The sequence below is a fragment of the Mycobacterium intermedium genome, assembly GCF_002086275.1.
Lineage (GTDB): Bacteria > Actinomycetota > Actinomycetes > Mycobacteriales > Mycobacteriaceae > Mycobacterium > Mycobacterium intermedium.
This window is the reverse complement of sequence record NZ_MVHT01000011.1, coordinates 89,035-104,333: the sequence shown is the minus strand read 5'-3', so window position 1 is coordinate 104,333 and position 15,299 is coordinate 89,035. Positions and strand designations below refer to the sequence as shown.

Here is a 15,299-nt window from a genome sequence, read left to right as displayed (position 1 = left end):
CGAAGGCTGAATCGCACGATGGGGCATCACAACACTCCTCACTCAAAGAGGTGTTGCATCGATGGCTTGAAACCGCAGACGGAAGTGGGCCATTTCGCCCACACTGGGCGGGGCGCGGGAGGGCCGGCAGTCGTAGGCGGTGCGTCGAGTGTGGGCCCCGTGTACCGCCTCCCGACGGAGGTGGGCCATTTCGCCCACACTGGGCGGGGCGCGCAGGAGTGGCGGCGAAGCGCGGGACGCTCGGCGATCCGGCGGCAGGCGTCGGCACGCCCGAATCAAGCGGGCTAGGCTGCGGCGGTGCGGTACTTCTATGACACCGAATTCATTGAGGACGGCCGCACCATCGAGCTGATCTCGATCGGCGTCGTGGCCGAAGACGGCCGCGAATACTACGCCGTATCCACCGAATTCGACCCTGAGCGGGCCGGCAGCTGGGTGCGCGCGCATGTCCTGCCCAAACTGCCGCCGCCGGCTTCGCAGTTGTGGCGCCCACGCAGCCGGATCCGCGCGGACCTTGAGGCGTTCTTCGACGTGAACGGCTCCGAACCGATAGAGCTGTGGGCCTGGGTGGGGGCCTATGACCACGTGGCCCTGTGTCAGTTGTGGGGTCCCATGCCCGGCTTGCCACGGGCGATACCGCGCTACACCCGGGAATTGCGGCAATTGTGGGAGGAGCGGGGCAGTCCACGGCTGCCACCGCGGCCGCGTGACGTGCACGATGCGTTGGTGGACGCTCGCGATCAGTTGCGTCGCTTTCGGATCATCACCGGCGAACAGGACCCCGGAGGGCGTTCGCCCTGATCAGGCGTCGACGCAGCCCGGTTACCATAGACCGATGAACTGGACCGTCGACATTCCGATCGACCAGCTGCCGTCGTTGCCGCCGCTGCCCAGCGATCTGCGGGCCCGGCTGGACGCCGCGCTGGCCAAGCCGGCCGCCCAGCAACCGACTTGGGACACGGACCAGGCGGCGGCCATGCGCACCGTCCTGGAAAGTGTGCCGCCGGTGACTGTGCCTTCGGAGATCGTCAAGCTGCAGGACCAACTGGCCCAGGTGGCCAGGGGTGAGGCATTTCTGCTGCAGGGCGGGGACTGCGCCGAGACGTTCGTCGACAACACCGAACCCCATATCCGCGGCAACATCCGCACGTTGCTCCAGATGGCGGTGGTGCTCACCTACGGCGCCAGCTTGCCGGTGGTGAAGGTGGCCCGCATCGCCGGTCAGTACGCCAAGCCCCGCTCGGCCGACGTCGACGCGCTGGGCCTGCGGTCCTACCGCGGCGACATGATCAACGGGTTCGCCCCGGACGCCGCCGCCCGCGAGCACGACCCGTCCCGGTTGGTACGCGCGTACGCCAACGCGAGTGCGGCGATGAACCTGGTGCGCGCGTTGACCTCGTCCGGTCTGGCGTCGCTGCACCTGGTACACGACTGGAACCGTGAGTTCGTCCGGACCTCGCCCGCCGGCGCGCGCTACGAGGCACTGGCCGGCGAGATCGACCGCGGCCTGAAGTTCATGAGCGCCTGCGGCGTGGCCGACCGCAACCTGCAAACCGCCGAAATCTACGCCAGCCACGAGGCTTTGGTGCTCGACTACGAGCGGTCGATGCTGCGACTGTCGGAGCACCCCGACGACCCGGACGGCGAGCCGCAACTGTATGACCTCTCGGCGCACACCGTGTGGATCGGTGAGCGCACCCGGCAACTTGACGGCGCGCACATCGCGTTCGCCGAGGTGATTGCCAACCCGATCGGGGTCAAGCTCGGCCCGACGATGACTCCGGAGCTGGCCGTGGAGTACGTCGAGCGGCTCGACCCGCAGAACAAGCCGGGACGGCTGACGTTGGTGACCAGGATGGGCAACAACAAGGTCCGCGACCTGCTGCCGCCGATCGTCGAAAAGGTCCAGGCCACCGGCCACCAGGTGATCTGGCAGTGCGACCCGATGCACGGCAACACCCACGAGTCGTCGACGGGCTACAAGACCCGCCACTTCGATCGCGTCGTGGACGAGGTCCAGGGCTTCTTCGAGGTCCATCGCGCCCTCGGCACCCACCCGGGCGGCATCCACGTCGAGATCACCGGCGAGAACGTCACCGAGTGTCTCGGTGGGGCACAGGACATTTCCGATCACGACCTGGCCGGCCGCTACGAGACGGCCTGCGACCCGCGGCTGAACACCCAGCAGTCGCTGGAGCTGGCGTTCCTGGTCGCCGAGATGCTGCGCGACTAGCCGGCTCGCCAGCTCTCTAGAGCAGGCCGCTCAAGTTGCTGCCGATCGTCCATCCGGCGGCGGCGACCAGCCCGGTGATCGCCAGCACGACCGCGACCCAGATCAGCACCATGCGGCGCCGGTGCTCGCGCTCCCAGGCGAACTCATCTAGTGAGATGCCGGCGAATTGCCCTGGCTCGTCGGCGTATTCGTAATCTTCGTCGTCGAATTCGGACGGTGCATCCGGCACCTCTGTCGCATCCGTCGCATCCGGCGCGACCGGTGCGCCGGGCATGGGTTCGCGGGTGAACTGGCGGGTGGGATGAGGACCCGCCGGCACCGCCGGCGCTCGGGACGCACCGGCCCCAGCAGCCGCCGCGGCGCGTTGCTGGGCGACCTGACTGCGGTGCAGCACCGCCGACCGGTGTTGGGCGGAGTTGCGCGGTGCCGGCACGCGGAAGTCCGGTAACCCAAGCTCTTCGACGATCGCATCCAAATCGGCTGCCATCTCGATCGCGTCGGCATACCGTTCGGCGGGGTCACGCGCCGTCGCACACGCCACGAACTCGTCGAATTGCGTTGGCACGCCGTCGATCGCGGCGCTGGCGGGCGGCACATCGTGATCGAGTCGCTGATAGGCGACGGACAACGGCGAATCGCCGGTGAACGGGGTCTGCCCGGTCAGCAACTCGTAGGTGAGAATCCCGGTCGAGTAGACGTCGCTGCGGGGACCGGCGTTGCCGTCGCGCACCTGCTCCGGAGACAGGTAGGCCGCGGTGCCCAATATGACGCTGTTCGACGTGATCCCGGCGGCGGCGACGGCGCGGACCAACCCGAAATCGGCGATCTTGACCTCGCCGTCGTCGGAGATCAGGACGTTCTCGGGCTTGATGTCACGGTGCACCAGGCCGGCCCGGTGCGCCACGGACAGTCCGCCCAGCACCGGGCGAAGCACGGCCGCCACCGCATGCGGTGGCATGGGTCCGCGTTCGTGCAGGAGTTCGCGCAGTGTTCCGCCTTCGATGAGCTCCATCACGAGGAAGGGGTGCCGTCCGTCGTGCCCTTGGTCGTAGACGGCGACCAGTCCCGGATGCTTCAGCCGCGCGACCGTGCGGGCCTCGAGTTGGAAGCGGGTCAGGAACTGCTGATCGCCCGCGTAGCGGGAGTCCATCACCTTCAGGGCGACGGGCCGGTCCAGCCGGGTGTCGAGGCCGCGGTAGACCGTCGACGTCCCGCCACTGGCGATCTCGGCCTGCACCAGGTAGCGCCCGTCGAGCAGCGTGCTCAACAACGGATCGCCCATCCCAGCTCCAACCACGGGGTCATCGTAGGTGGCGTCGCGAAATGGGTCGAAGAACTGTGCTGAACGGGGCGCCGCACCGGCCGCGTCAGGCTTACACTGGCGCCGTGGGCAGCATTCCGGCCGGCGAAGACGTTCTGGATCCTGACGAACCTACCTACGACCTGTCTCGAGTGGCTGAGCTACTCGGTGTATCGGTCAGCAAGGTGCAGCAGCAACTGAGAGAGGGTCACCTGGTCGCGGTGCGGCGGAACGGCGGCCTGGTGGTACCCCAAGTGTTCTTCACCAACAAGGGGCAATTGGCCAAGTGCCTGCCCGGGTTGCTGACGATCCTGCACGACGGCGGCTACCAGGACACCGAGATCGTGCGCTGGTTGTTCACCCCCGACCCATCGCTGACTGTCACTCGGGACGGGTCACGCGACGCGCTGAACAATGCGCGTCCGGTGGATGCGCTGCACGCACACCAGGCCCGGGAAGTCGTCCGTCGCGCTCAAGCGATGGCGTACTGAACTAAGCGACACGCTCCCCGTCCGGCTCCCGGCGCAGGGAACGCCACGCCAACACCGCGAACGCGGTGGCCAGGATTAGGTGCCACCAGACGTACATGCCATGTGACCCGTCCGGCTTGAAGATCACCATGATCCACGTCGAGAAGCCGGCGATCAGCGCCACCGCGCGCCGGGACTGGGCCAACGGCGCCACCACCGCCAGCGGCCAGGAGTAGTACCAGGGCAAGGCGGCCGGAACGAACAAGACCACGACCAGCATCGCCCACGCGATGCCGGTCAGCGCGGCCCGGTCGTCGCCGCGCGCCCGCCACCACAGCACCGGCAGTGACACCGCGATGATGACGATCCCGATGAGCCGGGTGGTCTGCAGCAGCGTGTAGAAGTTGATCTTGAAGAGGCTGCCGAAAACGGCATGAATCAGGTTCGCCGCTGCGGTGGGCACGGTCAGCCAGTTGATGATCTTCACCGAACCGGCCAACGCGGTCAGCCAGCCCAGGCCGACGCCGGCCACCGCGGACAACACCCCGAAGACGGCCACGCAGATCACCAGCGAGCCCAGCGCGGCAGCGAAGGCCGCCCGTGCGGTCCGGTAGCCACGGTCTTCGCGCAGGTGACGCAACCACACCCAGAACAGGAACGGCAGCGCCAGCCCCGCGGTCGCCTTGACCGCCATCGCCACCGTCAGCACCGCGATGCCGGCGACGTGCTGCCGGCCCAAGGTCAGCGTGATGCCGGCGGTCATCAGGCCCACCATCAGCATCTCGTTGTGTACGCCGCCCATCAGGTGAATCAGCACGAGCGGGTTGAGGACACAGATCCACAGCGACGTGGGTCCGTCGGCGCCCAGCTGCCGGGCCAGCCGCGGAGCCGCCCAGATCAGCAGCGCCAGTCCGGGCAGCATGCACAGTCGCAGCAGCATGGTTCCGGCGACCACGTTCTCGCCGACCAGGAGCGTGACCAGCTTGGCCACCAGAATGAAGGCCGGGCCATAGGGGGCGGTGGTGATCGTCCAGATGGGGCTGACGTCGTCCAGTAGCGCGTTCGGATTGCCAACCGGACCGACGACGTAGGGATCCAGACCATCACGCAGCAGGGCGCCCTGAGCCAGGTAGGAGTAAGTGTCGCGGCTGAAGACGGGTACCGAAAGCAGCAGCGGCGCCAGCCAGAAGCCAGTGGTGGCTCGCATGGTGAATTCGCTGACGTCCCGGGCCAGGACGCGCTTGCCCAGGTTCACCCAGGCCATCAGCATGAGCCCCACGCCCACCCACAGCACAATCGACGACACCACCAGCCCGTGGCCAAACCGCAGCCAGGACATGTGGATCGACTCCAGCAGCGGGTCGTGCTGACGTGTGCTGCCGGCCCCCAACCCGCCCGCGGTGATCAGTAAAGCGCCTAGCAAGCCCAGCCGTGCGGGTCCGGCCTCCGGCGCGGCGGCGAACCTCAGTATCCGTGAAAACCGCTGAGCGACAGATGATTTCTGCGCTGGGCTGGAGGCTGGGCTGGACACTGTGCTCATGCCGACCGATCCGTGGCCATGCGGGTGAGTTCGGCCAGGCCCGCTTTCGCCGCGGCGGCGATCGGCGCGGCGTCCAGGGTCCGCAGCGCCCGCTCGGTGAGCGTGGCGATGCGGCTTTCCGCCGCGGCCAGTGCACCCACGTCCTCGATCACCTGGCACAGCTCCCGTACCTGCGCGTCCGTCAACTCCGTGCCGATCGAGGCTCGTAACAAAGCGGCCGCGGTGGGATCGGTCTTGTCCGCCAATTCGGCCGCTTCGGCGACCAGCACGGTGCGCTTGCCGGATCTGAGGTCGTCGCCGGAGGGCTTGCCCGTCACCGCAGGATCTCCGAACACGCCGAGCACGTCGTCGCGCAGCTGGAACGCCACCCCCAGGTCGGTACCGAATTGTTGGAACGTCTCGGCGATGTCGGGACGGTCGGCGGCCGCGGCCAACCCCAGTTGCAACGGACGCGAGACCGTGTAGCAGGCGGTCTTGAAGTTGGCGACGGTCATCGCCGACGCGATGGACGGCGCGGCGCTGGCCTCCGCGACGATGTCGAGGTATTGCCCGCCGAGCACCTCGACGCGGATGTCGGACCATACGCGCTGGACTCGCCGTTGGGCATCGGGGGACAGGACTTTTTGGCCTACCCGGGAGACGATGTCGTCGGCCCAGGCCTGCGCGACGTCGCCGAGCAGGATGGCCGCCGAGGTTCCGAACTGCTCAGGCGAGCCCCGCCAGTTCCGGTCGCGGTGCAGCGCCGCGAAGTGCATGTGGGCGGTCGGCTCGCCCCGGCGGGTGGCGGAGGCGTCGATGACGTCGTCGTGCACCAATGCCCACACGTGCAAGAGTTCCAGCGCCGAAAACAGCAGTAGCACATCGGCATCGGGTTCCTGCGGCGCTACCGCGCGCCAACCCCAATAGGCGAAAACCGGCCGCAGCCGCTTACCCCGGTTGAGGGCGAAGTCCGCTAACCACGCGGTCACGGCGGCAAAGTCGCTGCCCCCGGGGAATTCGACGTAGGCGGCCTCGCCGCGGCGCTCGTGCAGATACCGTCGCAGTTGGTCGGTGATCGCGCTGGCCAACTCGACAGTCGCCGATGCCGCCGGTGGATTCAGGGTCAGCGCGGCGCCCCTTTCTGCTCGGCCTGGCTCTGGCTCGTCAGTGTATTCCGCCTGGCCTGGGTGGTGGCGTCGACGTGGACGGGGCCGCTGAGGCTCGCGGTTATGCTGTCAGCGAGACGGTCGATGCGACGTGGGCTAGCGCCCATCAGGCGGCACAGGTCAGCGCGACGTGGCGCGGTCGGGGGACGTAGACGAGTGCGCCGTCGTGAGGAAGACGTGCAGCCAGTGCAGAAAGAGGAGCCGTGACGCTCAACACCATCGCGCTCGAGTTGGTGCCACCCAACGTGGACGGGGGCAAGGAGCGGGCCTTGGAGGACGCGCACAAGGTGGCGCGCTTCTCCGCCGAGACCGGCCTGGACGGCCGAATCCGGCACGTCATGATCCCGGGCATGATCGCCGAGGACGACGACCGGCCGGTTCCGATGAAGCCCAAGCTGGACGTCCTGGAGTTCTGGTCGATCATCAAGCCGGAGTTGCCCGGTCTGCGCGGACTCTGCACGCAGGTGACGGCGTTCACCGACGAGGCGGCCCTGCGCCAGCGGCTGGCCGACCTGTGGGGTGCCGGGATGGAAGGCGTCGTCTTCGTCGGGGTACCCCGCACGATGAACGACGGTGAAGGGTCCGGCGTGGCACCCACCGACGCCCTGTCGATCTACCGCGACGACGTGCCGAACCGCGGGGCCATTCTGATCCCCACCCGAGAGGGTGAATTCGGCCGGTTCGATTTCAAGTGCGGGCAGGGCGCGACGTACGGGATGACCCAACTGTTGTATTCCGACGCGATCGTCGGTTTCTTGTCCGACTTCGCCAAGAACACCGACCATCGGCCCGAGATCTTGCTGTCGTTCGGCTTCGTGCCAAAGGTCGAGGCCCGCGTGGGGTTGATCAACTGGCTGATCCAGGACCCCGGGAACGCCGCGGTGGCCAAGGAGCAGGAGTTCGTCAAGCGGTTGGCCGCAAGCGAGACGCCGGAGAAGCGTCAGCTCATGGTCGACCTGTACAAGCGGATCGTGGACGGCGTCGTCGACCTCGGCTTCCCGTTGAGCATCCACTTCGAGGCCACCTACGGTGTGTCCGCCCCGGCCTTCGAGACCTTTGCCGAGATGCTCGCCTACTGGGCGCCCGACCGAGCCTAGTCGGCTCCTTGGTCGCCCGGCGCGGTGAACCGAGGGGAGCGGTCCCTGCTCATCCAGGCCATCACCGCCACGACGCCGGCCGCCAGGAACGAGGCGATGCCGAGCCAAATGCCCGCTCCGGTGAACGAGCGCGTGTTGGGGTCGGTGTAGCGCGCCTGGGCGGTCATCGTGCTCACCACGCCCGGTTTGAGCTTCCACTGCACCACTTCAGGCTCGATCCGGTCGCCGTTGGTGGATGTCACGGTGCCGGGGAAGGCCACCGTCAAGACGATGTCGGCGTCCGGGTCCGTCAGGTTGGTCAGATCGACTCGACCCTCCAGGATCACCAGGTTTCCGTTTCGGCGCAGCGACAGATTCACCCCGGCCGCATCGGAGTTCATGTCGGCCAGCTGGGGCAGTTCACCGAAGGTCAGGTCGGAGAAGACCGCCTGAGACCCGACGAAGCCGTCGCTGTCGTAGTTGGAGACCGCCACCTTGTGGGCGAACCCCAGGTTGCTGGTGTCCAGCTGGGGTCCATTGTCCTTGTTCGATTTGGGTTTGGCCGCGGCGATGATCTCGCCCGACACCAGGTCGTCGGGCGAGATGGTGAGCGACGCCCTGACCCGCAGGCATCCGGTGGCCAGCGGCACCAGGAGCAGCAGCATCGCGATGGCCAGGATGCGGCGCCGCCGGGCGGAAACGCCTCGGGATCCGCGAGTCGAGGGAAGGGCAGGGCGCGCGCGCACCAGGTCATCGTGCCAGATTCGATGCGGCGCTTCGGCAAGCCCGTCCTGGTGGCGGACAGCTGCATGTCTGGTCAGGCCGAGCTGGCGGGGTCTGAAGACGGCCTAAAGAGCCCTAAAGAGGTAAAGCCCGTCCCAAAATGGCGAACGCCCGTGGATCTCCGGCGAAGTAGTAACCGCGGATGATGTCGGTGAACCCGAGCCGCCGATACAACCGCCAGGCCCGGTTGGCCTCGCCGTTGGTTTCGGGTGTGGAGAGTAGGACGTACTCCTCGGTGCGGCGCGCCAGCAATCGACGGGCCAACGCCTCCCCGAGACCGCGGCCCTGCGCGCGGGGATGGATGTGCAATTCGGTCAGCTCGAAATAGCTGCGCATCAGCCGATCGATGGCATGCGCCGGAAAACCGTTGCGCTGCAAACCCAGAATGACCTGCTGCTGCCACCATTGACCGGGCGCCCCGGGGTAGCCGTAGGCCACGCCGAGCATCGGCGCGGTGCTCAATTCCGCAGGCGAAAATTCGGCGCCCGCCTCCGCGCCGGTCAAGATCCCGTCGGAGGCCGCACCTTCGGGCGTCCCGATTTCGAAGGCCCCGACGGCCTGCCAGCCCTGCCGCCTGGTGTGTTCCAGCCACATGCTGGCGCGCTGGTTCTCCGTTCCGCGGGGATATCGCATCGCATCGACATACACGCCAAGCGCATCGCGGAGGCGACGCTGCATGTCGCTAGGCGACAGGTCGCTGAGGAAGGTCGCCAACTCGCGGTCTCCTCCTGCTGCCTAGTCGGGCTGGTCGTGCAACTCGTGCTAGCACCAGTATCTGACGGACCCAGGTGATGTGGCGACGCGGTCTGGGTGATCGGCTTGGTGACCGCTTGTGACGCACGACAATCCCGTCCGCCGCGTCCCTAGGCTGTGCGTGCGCCGCACGGGGGATAGAATCGCCTGCGAATCAGTGGTACGGCTTAGATTGACCTCGTATCATCTGAGTTAGTTGCCCCGGAAATGGGCATCCGTTTTGTGCAGTGGTTAGGTGACGCCACGGTCTGTCGGCAAGGAGGGACGAATGCCACTCTCCGATCACGAGCAGCGCATGCTCGACCAAATCGAGAGCGCTCTCTATGCCGAGGACCCCAAATTCGCCTCGAGCGTCCGTGGTGGCGGCTTCCGTGCCCCGACCGCGCGCCGTCGCCTGCAAGGGGTGGCGCTATTTGTCATCGGGTTGGGCATGCTGGTCGCCGGCGTGGCCATTAAGGCCACGATGATTGGAAGCTTCCCGATCCTCAGCGTCCTGGGTTTCATCGTGATGTTCGGTGGTGTCGTGTACGCCATCAGCGGTCCGCGGTTGTCCGGTTTGCCGGACCGCGGGCCGTCCAGCGGGCCGGGTCGGCAGCGCCGCAGCAAAGGCTCGGGCGGTTCCTTCACCAGTCGGATGGAAGACCGGTTCCGCCGGCGGTTCGACGACTAACTCGACGGGTCCAACCCTCGCGGGGCAGCTACGGCTGCCCCGTTTTTTGTTTGGCGGTTGAAGCGACGCGCCCGAGGTGCGGCCGCCGGGAGCTCACGACGCGCCAAGGCGCTCGTTGATACGGACTTGTGCCGAAGTTGTGCTCGAGCCGTGCCCCACTGGCCCCCACTTCGACCCCCGCGCCTTCGACAACGTCCTGAAATGCGATTTCCCGACGTCGTCGCGATGAGCCGCAGCGCTGCAATGCCGCCTTCGACCCTAGCTGAATAACGAATCGGTGGGGAAAAGGGGGGCCGACACTCCAAGGACGGGAAATGTGTGGGGAAAAGTGGGGGGTTGTGGGGTATGGTGGCCGAAGCGTTTGGGTGAGAGCCAACTTGGAGGTGCCGCAGTGTTTCTCGGCACCTACACGCCCAAACTCGACGACAAGGGCCGGCTGACATTGCCGGCCAAATTTCGCGACGCTTTGGCAGGGGGGTTGATGGTCACCAAGAGCCAGGACCACAGCCTCGCCGTCTATCCGCGGGCGGAATTCGAGCAACTGGCACGGCGGGCAAGCAAGGCCCCGCGCAGCAATCCGGAGGCGAGGGCGTTCCTGCGCAACCTCGCCGCCGGTACCGACGAGCAGCATCCCGACAGTCAGGGCCGGATCACGTTGTCGGCGGACCACCGTCGATACGCGGGGCTTTCCAAGGATTGCGTGGTGATCGGCGCGGTCGACTACCTCGAGATCTGGGATGCGCAGGCCTGGCAGGACTACCAGCAACTCCATGAAGAGAACTTCTCCGCGGCCAGCGATGAAGCACTCAACGACATCTTCTGAGGTGCATGCCCGTGCACCGTGGTCTCTGTCCGAACCGACCCTGGCGTACTTCCCCAACGCCAGGTTCGCAACCTCGGACGGAGGCCTCGGTGCACGGGCGGCACTGCGGGTAGGCCGATACTGCCGAAGCGGAGGAGGTGTCAGGATGACTGATCCAGATTCCGATCCCCGCTCCGCGCCAACCGATTTCGGGCATGTACCGGTCCTGCTGGACCGCTGCGTCGAACTGCTCACCCCAGCGCTGACCCGTCACCATCCGGACGGTTCCGGGGCCGTGCTCGTCGATGCCACGTTGGGCGCCGGTGGGCACGCCGAGCGGTTCTTGGCCACCTTGCCCGGCCTGCGGTTGATCGGACTCGACCGAGACCCCAGCGCGCTGGAGATCGCCCGTGGGCGGCTGGTCCGGTTCGGTGATCGGGTGACGCTGGTACACACCCGCTACGACGGGCTGGCCTTGGCGCTGGCGGAATCCGGTTGTACGGCAAGTGAATCCGTCGACGGGGTGTTGTTCGACCTGGGCGTCTCGTCGATGCAGCTCGATCAAGCCGAGCGGGGCTTCGCTTACGCCAAGGACGCGCCGCTGGACATGCGGATGGATCCGTCGTCGCCGCTGACGGCGGCCGACATCGTCAACACCTACGACGCCCGGGCGCTGGCCGATATCTTGCAGCGCTATGGCGAGGAGCGGTTTGCGCGCCGCATCGCCGAACAGATCGTGCGCCGACGCGCTCGCGCCCCGTTCACCTCGACCGCCGACCTGGTCGCCCTGCTCTACGAAGCGATTCCGGCCCCGGCTCGGCGCACCGGCGGGCACCCGGCCAAGCGGACGTTCCAGGCGCTGCGCATCGCGGTGAACGACGAACTCGGCTCGCTGCGTGACGCGATCCCGGCGGCCCTGGATGCGCTTGCCGTCGGTGGGCGCATCGTCGTGCTGGCATACCAGTCGTTGGAAGACCGCATCGTCAAGCGGGCGTTTGCCGACGCGGTTGCCTCCAGGACACCGCCGGAACTCCCGGTCGAACTTCCCGGCCACGAGCCGCGATTCCGGTCGCTGACGCATGGAGCGGAACGCGCAGACGCGACCGAGGTGGAAAGCAACCCACGCAGCGCACCGGTGCGCTTGCGGGCCTTGCAACGAGTTGGGACGGGAGAGCGATGAAGGCGAAACGCGAGACGCCCGAACGCCGCAGCAACGATCGTCGGGGCGGACACACAGCAACCGTCCGAACGAGCCGGCGGACGGGGCCGGGCTCGGTGGTCGACTCGCCGTCGCGCCGTACCCGCCCGGGCAGAAGTGCGACTCCCACCCGCGAGGCGCGGTCACCGAAGTCGGGGCCGCAAACCAGTCCGATACCGCGGCCCGTCGACCGGCCGGCGCGGCCCAAGAACACCAGTCAGGCCAAGGCGCGGGCGAAGGCTCGGAAAGCCAAGGCTCCGAAGGTAGTTCGGCCGAAACTGACCGAGCGGCTGGCGATCCGGCTGGCATCGATCGACTGGCGGCCGAGCGCGTGGCTGAACAGGGTTCCGTTCGTCGTCCTGGTCATCGGCTCGCTCGCCGTTGGGTTGGGGCTGACGTTGTGGCTGTCCACCGACGCCGCCGAGCGTTCGTATCAGCTGAGTCACGCCCGCGAGCGCACCCGGATGCTGCAGCAGCAGAAGGAAGCGCTGGAACGTGATGTGCGAGAGGCGGAATCCGCGCCCGCACTGGCCGAGGCGGCTCGACGGCAGGGCATGATCCCCACTCAGGACACCGCTCACCTGGTCCAGGGGCCGGACGGCAACTGGGTGGTGGTGGGCACGCCGAAGCCGGCCGACGGCGTCCCGCCGCCGCCGCTGAACACGCCGCTGCCGGAGGAAGGTCCGCCGCCCCCTAACCCGCAGGCGGTGCCGCCGGAGGTTTCGGTCCGCGTGACGCCGGCTCCCGGTGATGCGCCCGCGCCGCCCAGGACCGGGCCGCAGCTGCTGCTGCGCACACCGGACGGCGCCTCGACACTGGGTGCCACGCCGGTACCGGGCCAGCTTCCCTTGGTGCCCGGCCAGCCGCCGCTGCCCGGCCAAGTTCCGGTGCCGGAAGGCCAGGTGCCGGTGCCGGGCCAGGTGCCGATGCCGGAGGGCGCGGTGCCCGCGATACCCGGCCAGGTGCCCCCCGTGCCCGGCCAGGCACCCGCGGCCCCAGCCCAGGTTCCCGCGCAGGTCCCCGTTCAATTGCCGCCGGACGCGCCGTTCGAACTGCGGGCGCTACGCCCGACCGTCCCGGCACCCCCGGCAGCCCCAGCGGCACCTGCGCCCGTCCCGCCGCAGCCGGCCGGCGCACCCCAGCCGCCCGCCAACGGTGGACCGGCGGCCCCTAGTCCCACCGTCCCCACACCGGTGCTGGGGATCCCACGGTGAGTCGCGACGACCCCCGGCGGTCGCGCCCCGCCCGGCGCCCGGCGCGTGGCCCTCGCCAACCGCAGGAACCCGTCGATGCCCGGCAGCCCAACCGCGCCGGCAAGAAGGATCGTCCGGGCAAGGGGCCCAAGGCCGTCCAGGAAGCTCAGCCCCGAAAGGCCAAGAAGGCCCAGAAAGCCAAGGACGCCAAGAAGTCTCGCCCTGCAGCAGCCGAGTCGGCCGGGCTGGGCCACTCGGCGCGGGAGCGGCGCACCCGTCAAGCGGTCGAGGTAGCCTCCCGCGGCGCATCCTTCGTCTTCCGGCACCGGGCCGGTAATGCCGTCATCTTCATCCTGCTGCTGGTGGCCGGCACGCAGCTGTTCTTCCTGCAGGTGTCCAACGCGGCAGAGCTGCGCGCCCAGGCGGCCGGCCAGCTCAAGGTCACCGACGTCGAACGCGCGGTCCGCGGCGCGATCGTCGACCGGCACAACGATCGCCTCGCGTTCACCATCGAAGCTCGCGCGCTGACCTTTCAGCCCAAGCGGGTCCGCCAGCAACTCGAGGAAGCCAGGCAGAAGTCTCAGCGCGCGCCCGAGCCCCAGCAGCGGCTCAAAGACATCGCCCATGAGATCGCGAACAGGCTGAACAACAAGCCCGACGAGCCCACCGTTCTGAAGAAGCTGAAGAGTGATGAGACGTTCGTCTATCTGGCCCGCGCCGTCGACCCCGCCATCGCCACCGCGATCACCACGAAGTTCCCCGAGGTCGGCACCGAGCGTCAGGACCTGCGCCAATATCCAGGTGGGTCGCTGGCGGCCAACATCGTGGGCGGCATCGACTGGGACGGCCACGGGCTACTGGGCCTAGAGGACTCCATGGACGCCGTGCTGGCCGGAACCGACGGGTCGGTGACCTACGACCGCGGCTCCGACGGCGTGGTGATCCCCGGCAGCTACCGCAACCGGCACCGGGCGGTGCACGGCTCGACGGTCCAGCTCACGTTGGACAACGACATCCAGTTCTATGTGCAGCAGCAGGTGCAACAGGCGAAGAACGTGTCGGGGGCGCACAACGTTTCGGCGGTCGTGCTCGACGCAAAGACCGGTGAAGTGCTGGCCATGGCCAACGACAACACCTTCGACCCGTCGCAGGACATCGGGCGACAAGGTGACCGGCAGCTGGGTAACCTGCCGGTCTCCTCGCCGTTCGAGCCGGGTTCGGTGAACAAGATCGTCACCGCGGCCTCGGTGATCGAGTACGGGCTGAGCAACCCCGACGAGGTGCTTCAGGTGCCGGGCAGCATCCAGATGGGCGGTGTTCCGATCCACGACGCGTGGGAGCACGGCGTGATGCCGTACACCACCACCGGCGTCTTCGGGAAGTCGTCCAACGTCGGCACGCTGATGCTGGCGCAGCGCGTTGGCCCGGAACGCTTCTACGACATGGTTCGCAGATTCGGGCTGGGACAGCGCACCGGCGTCGGCCTGCCCGGTGAGAGCGCCGGGCTGGTGCCGCCGATCGACCAGTGGTCGGGCAGCACGTTCTCGAACCTGCCTATCGGCCAAGGCCTTTCGATGACCTTGCTGCAGATGACCGCCATGTACCAGGCGATCGCCAACGATGGGGTGCGGATCCCGCCGCGCATCATCAAGGCCACCATCGCGGCCGACGGCACCCGGACCGAAGAGCCGCGGCCCGAGGGCATCCGGGTGGTCTCCGCGCAGACGGCCCAGACCGTCCGCCAGATGCTGCGTGCCGTCGTTCAACAAGACCCGATGGGCTACCAGCAAGGCACCGGTCCCGCGGCGTCGGTGCCGGGCTACCAGATGGCCGGCAAGACGGGCACAGCGCAGCAGATCAACCCCGGCTGCGGGTGCTACTACGAGGACGTCTACTGGATCACTTTCGCCGGCATGGCCACCGTCGACAACCCCCGCTACGTCATCGGCATCATGATGGACAACCCGCATCGCAACGCGGACGGCACTCCGGGCCACTCGGCCGCCCCGCTGTTCCACAACATCGCAGGCTGGCTGATGCAGCGGGAGAACGTACCGCTGTCGCCCGATCCGGGTCCGCCGCTGACCCTGCAGGCGATGTAGATCCTCATCGCCGCCACCGTTCGGCTGGGGCTCA

The 15,299-nt window shown here is 67.8% G+C and carries 14 protein-coding genes; 9 read left to right on the top strand and 5 right to left on the bottom strand.

Features of this window, described 5'->3' with window-relative positions; genetic code table 11:
* The first annotated feature begins 297 nt into the window (after nucleotides 1-297).
* Complete coding sequence (locus tag BST27_RS06660) at nucleotides 298-801, top strand: polyadenylate-specific 3'-exoribonuclease AS (protein ID WP_069419500.1); 504 nt, start codon at nucleotides 298-300, stop codon at nucleotides 799-801.
* A 34-nt stretch (nucleotides 802-835) separates the two neighbouring features.
* Nucleotides 836-2,233 carry a class II 3-deoxy-7-phosphoheptulonate synthase gene (locus BST27_RS06655; protein WP_069419501.1) on the top strand — a complete coding sequence of 466 codons (1,398 nt, stop codon included), beginning with the start codon at nucleotides 836-838 and terminating at the stop codon, nucleotides 2,231-2,233.
* 16 nt (nucleotides 2,234-2,249) lie between these two features.
* Here BST27_RS06655 and BST27_RS06650 read toward each other — a convergent pair whose 3' ends face one another.
* A complete protein-coding gene (locus tag BST27_RS06650; protein ID WP_139805040.1) occupies nucleotides 2,250-3,530 on the bottom strand; it encodes a protein kinase domain-containing protein in 1,281 nt (426 codons plus the stop codon).
* 89 nt (nucleotides 3,531-3,619) lie between these two features.
* Here BST27_RS06650 and BST27_RS06645 point away from each other — a divergent pair, with 89 nt between their 5' ends.
* Nucleotides 3,620-4,024 carry an Rv2175c family DNA-binding protein gene (locus tag BST27_RS06645; protein ID WP_069419563.1) on the top strand — a complete coding sequence of 135 codons (405 nt, stop codon included), beginning with the start codon at nucleotides 3,620-3,622 and terminating at the stop codon, nucleotides 4,022-4,024.
* A gap of 1 nt (nucleotide 4,025) precedes the next feature.
* Here the strand turns inward: BST27_RS06645 and BST27_RS06640 are convergent, their stop codons facing one another.
* Entirely contained in the window at nucleotides 4,026-5,534 is a 1,509-nt protein-coding gene (locus BST27_RS06640; RefSeq protein ID WP_139805044.1) for an alpha-(1->6)-mannopyranosyltransferase A, read from the bottom strand.
* Nucleotides 5,535-5,539: 5 nt separating this feature from the next.
* The gene (idsA2, locus tag BST27_RS06635) at nucleotides 5,540-6,610 is read right to left on the bottom strand and encodes a bifunctional (2E,6E)-farnesyl/geranyl diphosphate synthase (protein ID WP_069419503.1); all 1,071 of its coding nucleotides are present in this window, start codon (nucleotides 6,608-6,610) and stop codon (nucleotides 5,540-5,542) included.
* Between the two features lie 281 nt (nucleotides 6,611-6,891).
* Between idsA2 and BST27_RS06630 the strand changes: the two genes are divergently transcribed.
* Nucleotides 6,892-7,785 (top strand): mycobacterial-type methylenetetrahydrofolate reductase, encoded by an 894-nt coding sequence (locus tag BST27_RS06630; protein WP_069419504.1) that lies wholly within the window; start codon nucleotides 6,892-6,894, stop codon nucleotides 7,783-7,785.
* Here the strand turns inward: BST27_RS06630 and lppM are convergent.
* Together lppM and BST27_RS06620 are read right to left on the bottom strand one after the other, a co-directional pair.
* Complete coding sequence (lppM, locus tag BST27_RS06625; RefSeq protein WP_069419505.1) at nucleotides 7,782-8,429, bottom strand: lipoprotein LppM; 648 nt, start codon at nucleotides 8,427-8,429, stop codon at nucleotides 7,782-7,784. The genes BST27_RS06630 and lppM overlap by 4 nt on opposite strands.
* Nucleotides 8,430-8,622: 193 nt before the next feature.
* Nucleotides 8,623-9,261: a GNAT family N-acetyltransferase gene (locus tag BST27_RS06620; RefSeq protein ID WP_139805039.1), complete on the bottom strand. Its 639-nt coding sequence runs from the start codon at nucleotides 9,259-9,261 to the stop codon at nucleotides 8,623-8,625.
* Nucleotides 9,262-9,568: 307 nt separating this feature from the next.
* Here BST27_RS06620 and BST27_RS06615 point away from each other — a divergent pair, with 307 nt between their 5' ends.
* The 5 genes from BST27_RS06615 to BST27_RS06595 all read left to right on the top strand — a co-directional run bounded on the left by BST27_RS06615 (nucleotide 9,569) and on the right by BST27_RS06595 (nucleotide 15,265).
* Nucleotides 9,569-9,970 carry a DUF3040 domain-containing protein gene (locus tag BST27_RS06615; RefSeq protein ID WP_069419507.1) on the top strand — a complete coding sequence of 134 codons (402 nt, stop codon included), beginning with the start codon at nucleotides 9,569-9,571 and terminating at the stop codon, nucleotides 9,968-9,970.
* Nucleotides 9,971-10,361: 391 nt separating this feature from the next.
* Nucleotides 10,362-10,793 (top strand): division/cell wall cluster transcriptional repressor MraZ, encoded by a 432-nt coding sequence (gene mraZ, locus BST27_RS06610; RefSeq protein WP_069419508.1) that lies wholly within the window; start codon nucleotides 10,362-10,364, stop codon nucleotides 10,791-10,793.
* Between the two features lies 1 nt (nucleotide 10,794).
* Nucleotides 10,795-11,952 carry a 16S rRNA (cytosine(1402)-N(4))-methyltransferase RsmH gene (gene rsmH / locus BST27_RS06605; RefSeq protein WP_139805038.1) on the top strand — a complete coding sequence of 386 codons (1,158 nt, stop codon included), beginning with the start codon at nucleotides 10,795-10,797 and terminating at the stop codon, nucleotides 11,950-11,952.
* On the top strand, nucleotides 11,949-13,184 hold the full coding sequence (gene ftsL / locus BST27_RS06600) for a cell division protein FtsL (RefSeq protein WP_069419510.1): 1,236 nt from the start codon (nucleotides 11,949-11,951) through the stop codon (nucleotides 13,182-13,184). The genes rsmH and ftsL overlap by 4 nt, the downstream gene beginning before the upstream one ends.
* Nucleotides 13,181-15,265 carry a peptidoglycan D,D-transpeptidase FtsI family protein gene (locus BST27_RS06595; protein WP_069419511.1) on the top strand — a complete coding sequence of 695 codons (2,085 nt, stop codon included), beginning with the start codon at nucleotides 13,181-13,183 and terminating at the stop codon, nucleotides 15,263-15,265. The genes ftsL and BST27_RS06595 overlap by 4 nt, the downstream gene beginning before the upstream one ends.
* Nucleotides 15,266-15,299: the final 34 nt, after the last annotated feature.